The following is a 5,461-nucleotide window of genomic DNA, read 5'->3' as shown; positions in this document are numbered from 1 at the left end:
CTTCTCGAACCTGCGCTGCGCGTCGGCCAGGTAGCCGAAGCGCGGCAGTTCCTGGAGGTGCCGGGACTCCTTCTGGTAGATGGCGACGGCGGCGCGGTGCCGGTCGATCTCGCGGAAGGACTCGGTGACGAGGGCCTCGATGGTCTGCCGGGGGTCGAGGCCGGCGGCGAGCACGGCGTCGTATCTGCCCCACAGCTCGCGCAGGAAGGACGCGAGGATCTCGTCGAGCATCGACTCCTTGGAGTCGAAGTGGTAGTAGAGGCTGCCGGCGAGCAGGCCGGCGGCGTCGGCGATCTTGCGGACGGTGGTGGCGTCGTACCCCTGCGCGGCGAAGACCTCGGCCGCCGTGTCCAGGATCTCGCGGCGCCGTTCCGGCGCCGGTCTCACGGGTGCTGGCTGCTGACGGAGAGGACCTCGCCCGTCAGGTACGAGGAGTAACCGCTGGCCAGGAAGACGACGACGTTGGCCACCTCCCACGGCTCCGCGTAGCGGCCGAAGGCCTCGCGGGAGGTCAGTTCTTCGAGGAGTTCGGGGGTGGTCACCTTCACCAGGTGCGGGTGCATGGCCAGGCTCGGGGAGACGGCGTTGACCCGTACCCCGTACTCGGCGGCCTCCAGGGCGGCGCAGCGGGTGAGGGCCATGACGCCGGCCTTGGCGGCGGCGTAGTGGGCCTGTCCCTTCTGGGCGCGCCAGCCGATGACCGAGGCGTTGTTGACGACGACGCCCCCGGCGCCCGCCTCCTTCATGCGGCGCAGTGCGGCGCGGGTGCAACGGAAGGTGCCGTTGAGGGTGACGTCGAGGACCTTGTCCCACTGTTCGTCGGCCATGTCGACGAGGTCGGCGGTGCCGCCGAGGCCGGCGTTGTTGACGACGATGTCGAGGCGTCCGTGGCGCTCGACGGCGAGGTCGAACAGGGCGGCGACCTGGGTCTCGTCGGTGACGTCGCAGGGCAGGGCGGCGACGCGGTCCGCGCCGAACTCGGCGGCGAGTTCGGCCTCGGACTCCTTGAGCCGGCGGGCGTGGGCGTCGGAGACGACCACGCGTGCGCCTTCCTCCAGGAGGCGCCTGGCGGTGGCGCCGCCGATGCCGGCGCCCGCGGCGGCGGTGACGACGGCGTCGCGGCCGGCGAGCAGACCGTGGCCCGGCACGTAGGGGGGCGGGGTGCCGGTCATGGGCGGACCTCCTTGGGCAGGCCGAGGACGCGCTCGGCGATGATGTTCCGCTGGATCTCGTTGGAGCCGGCGTAGATGGTGTCGGAGCGGGAGAAGAGGTAGAGCCGCTGCCAGTCGGTGAGGTCGTACGGTTCGCCGTCGGCCAGCATTCCCCCGGCTCCGCAGACGTCCATGGCGAGTTCGCCGAGCTCGCGGTGCCAGGTGGCCCAGAAGATCTTCCCGATGGAGGCCTCGGGCCCGGGGGCTCCGGCGGCGACGCCGTCGAGCATGCGCAGGGCGTTGAACCGGATGGTCTCCAGGCCGATCCAGGCGCGGGCGATGCGGTCGCGGATCAGCGGGTCGGCAGCGGCGCCGTTGCGCTTGGCCAGTTCGACGAGGGCTTCCAGCTCGCGGCGGAAGCCGACCTGCTGGCCGAGGGTGGACACGCCCCGCTCGAAGCCGAGGGTGGCCATGGCGATCCGCCAGCCGTCGCCGGGGGCGCCGACGACGTGGGAGGCGCGGGTGCGGGCCCCGTCGAAGAAGACCTCGTTGAACTCGGAGGTCCCGGTGAGCTGGACGATCGGCCTGATCTCGACTCCGGGCTGGTCCAGGGGGACGAGCAGGTAGGACAGGCCGTGGTGGCGGGTCGTTCCGGGTTCGGTGCGGGCGACGACGAAGCACCAGTCGGCCTCGTGCGCGAGCGAGGTCCACACCTTCTGCCCGGTGACCACCCATTCCTCGCCGTCCCGCTCGGCGCGGGTGCGCACGTTGGCCAGGTCCGAGCCGGCGTCCGGCTCCGAGTAGCCCTGGCACCACTGCTCCTCGACGCTGACGATCTTCGGGAGGAAGCGCTCCCGCTGTTCGGGGGTGCCGAAGGCGATGAGGGTGGGCCCCAGGAGCTGCTCGCCGATGTGGCTGACGCGGGCGGGGGCGTCGGCGAGCGCGTACTCCTCGTGGAAGGCGACCTGCTGTTCGAGGCTCGCGCCCCGTCCGCCGTACTCCTTGGGCCAGCCGACGCAGGTCCATCCGGCGGCGGCCATGTGCCGCTCCCAGGCGAGGCGTTCGGCGTGCGCCTCGTGTTCCCGTCCGGGGCCGCCGCGCCCGCGCAGGGCGGCGAACTCGCCCGTGAGGTTGGCGCGCAGCCAGCCGCGGACCTCTCTGCGGAACTCCTCGACGTTGCTCATGGCCGTACGTTAACCTACCAAACACTTGTTAGGGAAGGAGGGCGGATGTCCGCTGCCCGCACCGCATCCACGGGCCCGGTCCGCTACGAACGCCTCGGCCCGGTGGCCGTGGTCACGATGGACCGGCCCGATTACCGCAACGCCCAGAACTCCGCGATGACCTACGCCCTCGACCGCGCCTTCTACCGCGCGGCCGACGACGACGAGGTGAAGGTCGTCGTGCTCGCCGGAGCGGGGAGGCACTTCTCCGCCGGCCACGACATCGGCACCCCCGAGCGGGACGCCCACCTGCCGTTCGACCGGCGGGCCGGCCTCTGGTGGGACCACTCGGACAAGCAGGGCGCGGAGAGCCGCTTCGCCCGCGAGTCCGAGGTCTACCTGGGCATGTGCCGACGCTGGCGCGAACTGCCCAAGCCCGTGATCGCCTCGGTGCAGGGCGCCTGCGTCGCCGGCGGCCTGATGCTCGCCTGGGTGTGCGACCTCATCGTCGCCTCCGAGGACGCGTTCTTCGCCGACCCGGTGGTCCGCATGGGCATCCCCGGCGTCGAGTACTTCGCCCACCCCTGGGTGATGCCCCCGCGCATCGCCAAGGAGTTCCTCTACACCGGCGACCGCATGGACGCCAGGCGCGCCTACGAGGTCGGCATGATCAACCGGGTCGTGCCGACCGGGGAACTCAGGGAGAGGACCTTGGAGTTGGCGAACCGCATCGCCGAGATGCCCCGCATGGGCCTGGCCCTGACCAAGCGCGCCGTCAACCAGGCCGAGGACCTCCAGGGCCTGCACACCGGCATGGACTCGGTCTTCGGCCTGCACCACCTCGCGCACGCGCACAACGCCGAGACCGCCCCCGACGCGCTGGGCGGCATGGACATACGCGCCATGAAGGAGGCGGGAGCCTGATGGACCTCGACTTCTCCGCGGCGGAGGACGCCTTCCGGGCCGAGGCCCGCGCCTGGCTCACCGCCCACGTGCCCGACACCCCCCTGCCCTCCCTGGAGACGGAGGAGGGCTTCGCCGCCCACCGGGAGTGGGAGGGGATCCTGTCCGCCGACCGCTGGTCGGTGGTCTCCTGGCCCGAGGAGTACGGAGGCCGGGGCGCCTCCCTCCTCCGGTGGCTGATCTTCGAGGAGGAGTACTTCGCGGCCGGCGCCCCCGGCCGGGTCAGCCAGAACGGCATCAACCTCCTCGCCCCCACCCTCTTCGAGCACGGCACCGACGAGCAGCGCGCCCGCGTCCTGCCGTCCATGGCGAGCGGCGAGGTCATCTGGGCGCAGGCCTGGTCCGAGCCCGAGTCCGGCTCCGACCTCGCCTCGCTGCGGTCCACGGCCGTGCGGACCGACGGCGGCTGGCTCCTGCGCGGCCAGAAGACCTGGTCGTCCCGGGCGGCCTTCGCCGACCGCGCCTTCGGGCTCTTCCGCAGCGACCCCGATGCCGCGAAGCCGCACCAGGGCCTGACGTACCTGATGTTCCCGCTGAACGCCGACGGGGTGACCGTGCGGCCCATCGGGCGCCTCGACGGGAAGCCCGCCTTCGCCGAGCTCTTCCTCGACGACGTGTTCGTGCCCGACGAGGACGTGATCGGCGCGCCCGGACAGGGCTGGCGGGTCGCGATGAGCACCGCGGGCAACGAGCGGGGGCTCACCCTGCGCAGCCCCGGCCGGTTCACGGCCGCCGCCGAGCGGCTCGCCGGGCTGTGGCGGGAGACCGCCGACCCGTCCGACACCGCCCTGCGCGACCGGGTCGCCGACGCGGTCATCGCCGCCCGCGCCTACCGGCTGTTCGCGTACGCGGGCGTCTCGCGCATCGCCGCCGGGGGTTCGATCGGCGCCGAGTCCAGCCTCAACAAGGTCTTCTGGTCCGAGCTGGACATCGCGCTCCACGAGACCGCCCTCGATCTGCTCGGGCCGTTGGGCGAGCTGTCCGACGCGGCCGCGGACGCGCCCGCGCACGGCGGCTGGGCCGAGGGCCACACCTTCTCCCTCGCCGGACCCATCTACGCCGGCACCAACGAGATCCAGCGCGACATCATCGCCGAGCGGCTGCTCGGCCTCCCGAAGGGACGCCGGTGATGCGGTTCCTCCTCGACGCCGAGCAGCGGGAGTTCGCCCGCTCGCTCGACTCCATGCTCACGGCGGCCGACACCCCGACGGCGGTGCGGGCCTGGGCGGCCGGGGACACCGCGCCCGGCCGCGTCCTCTGGTCCCGGCTCGCGGAGGCGGGTGTGTTCGCCCTCGCCGTGCCGGAGCGGCACGACGGACTCGGCCCGCTTCCCGTCGAACTGGCCGTCGCCTTCACGGAGTTGGGCCGCCACGCCGTGCCAGGTCCGGTGGTCGAGACGGTCGCGGCGGCCGCGTTCCTCGACCGGCTCGACGACGCCGCGGCCGCCGCCTGGCTGCCGCAGATCGCCTCGGGCAAGGCGGTCGTCTCCCTGTGCCTGCCGGCCGCCGGCAGCCCCTACGCCCTGGACCCGGACGCCGCCGACGCCGTGCTCGTCGTCGAGGGCGACACCGTACGCCTGGCGGAGACGGCGGGACCCGTCCAGCCCTCGGCCGACCCCGCTCGCCGGCTCGCCCGCCCGCTCGGCGGAACCGCCCTGGCACAAGGTCCCGCGGTGGCCGCCGCGGCCGCGCACGCCGCCGAGGTCGCCGCGCTCGCCACCGCCGCCCAGTCCCTCGGCCTCGGCCGCGCGCTCCTCGACCGGACCGTGGAATACGTGAAGCAGCGCACCCAGTTCGGGGTCGCCATCGGCTCCTTCCAGGCGGTGAAGCACCGCCTCGCCGACACGCTCATCGCCCTGGAGTTCGCCCAGCCCCTGCTCCACTCGGCCGCGCTCGCCCTGGCGGAAGGGGCGGACCACGCCTCCGCCGAGGTCGCCGCGGCGAAGGTCACGGCGGGCGAGGCCGCGTACGCCGCCGCCCGCACGGCCCTCCAGCTCCACGGGGCCGTCGGATACACCGAGGAGCTGGACCTCGCCCTGTGGATCCGCAAGGCCCGGCCCCTCCGCGACGCCTGGGGCACCCCCGCGGCCTGCCGCGCCCGCATCCTCGCGTCCTGAGCGGTTCCCGCGTCCTCGCTCCATGAGCGGTGCCCGCTGCCCCGGGCCGGGCAGCGGGCACCGCTCAT

6 protein-coding genes are annotated in these 5,461 nt (G+C 73.5%); 3 read left to right on the top strand and 3 right to left on the bottom strand.

The window, feature by feature from the left end; genetic code table 11:
• The 3 genes from CCN56_RS28890 to CCN56_RS28880 form a co-directional block, all read right to left on the bottom strand.
• Window positions 1–387: TetR/AcrR family transcriptional regulator (locus tag CCN56_RS28890; RefSeq protein WP_179200018.1), on the bottom strand; the 387-nt coding region annotated here is incomplete at its 3' end.
• The gene (locus tag CCN56_RS28885) at window positions 384–1,172 is read right to left on the bottom strand and encodes an SDR family oxidoreductase (protein ID WP_086830929.1); all 789 of its coding nucleotides are present in this window, start codon (window positions 1,170–1,172) and stop codon (window positions 384–386) included. The genes CCN56_RS28885 and CCN56_RS28890, both read right to left, overlap by 4 nt.
• Window positions 1,169–2,335: an acyl-CoA dehydrogenase family protein gene (locus CCN56_RS28880; protein ID WP_086830928.1), complete on the bottom strand. Its 1,167-nt coding sequence runs from the start codon at window positions 2,333–2,335 to the stop codon at window positions 1,169–1,171. The genes CCN56_RS28885 and CCN56_RS28880 overlap by 4 nt, the downstream gene beginning before the upstream one ends.
• A 45-nt stretch (window positions 2,336–2,380) precedes the next feature.
• Here CCN56_RS28880 and CCN56_RS28875 point away from each other — a divergent pair, with 45 nt between their 5' ends.
• The 3 genes from CCN56_RS28875 to CCN56_RS28865 are packed head-to-tail and all read left to right on the top strand — an operon-like array spanning window position 2,381 to window position 5,393.
• Window positions 2,381–3,238, top strand: coding sequence for an enoyl-CoA hydratase (locus CCN56_RS28875; RefSeq protein ID WP_086830927.1), 858 nt, complete (start codon window positions 2,381–2,383; stop codon window positions 3,236–3,238).
• Complete coding sequence (locus tag CCN56_RS28870) at window positions 3,238–4,407, top strand: acyl-CoA dehydrogenase family protein (protein WP_086830926.1); 1,170 nt, start codon at window positions 3,238–3,240, stop codon at window positions 4,405–4,407. Before CCN56_RS28875 ends, CCN56_RS28870 begins: the two co-directional genes overlap by 1 nt.
• Window positions 4,407–5,393: an acyl-CoA dehydrogenase family protein gene (locus tag CCN56_RS28865; RefSeq protein ID WP_086830925.1), complete on the top strand. Its 987-nt coding sequence runs from the start codon at window positions 4,407–4,409 to the stop codon at window positions 5,391–5,393. Before CCN56_RS28870 ends, CCN56_RS28865 begins: the two co-directional genes overlap by 1 nt.
• The last annotated feature ends 68 nt before the right edge of the window (window positions 5,394–5,461 follow it).

It is taken from the genome of Streptomyces sp. NRRL B-24572 (genome assembly GCF_002156145.1).
Taxonomy (GTDB): Bacteria; Actinomycetota; Actinomycetes; order Streptomycetales; family Streptomycetaceae; genus Streptomyces; species Streptomyces vietnamensis.
The sequence above is the reverse complement of the archived record's forward strand: the minus strand, read 5'-3'. Positions and strand labels throughout refer to the sequence as shown.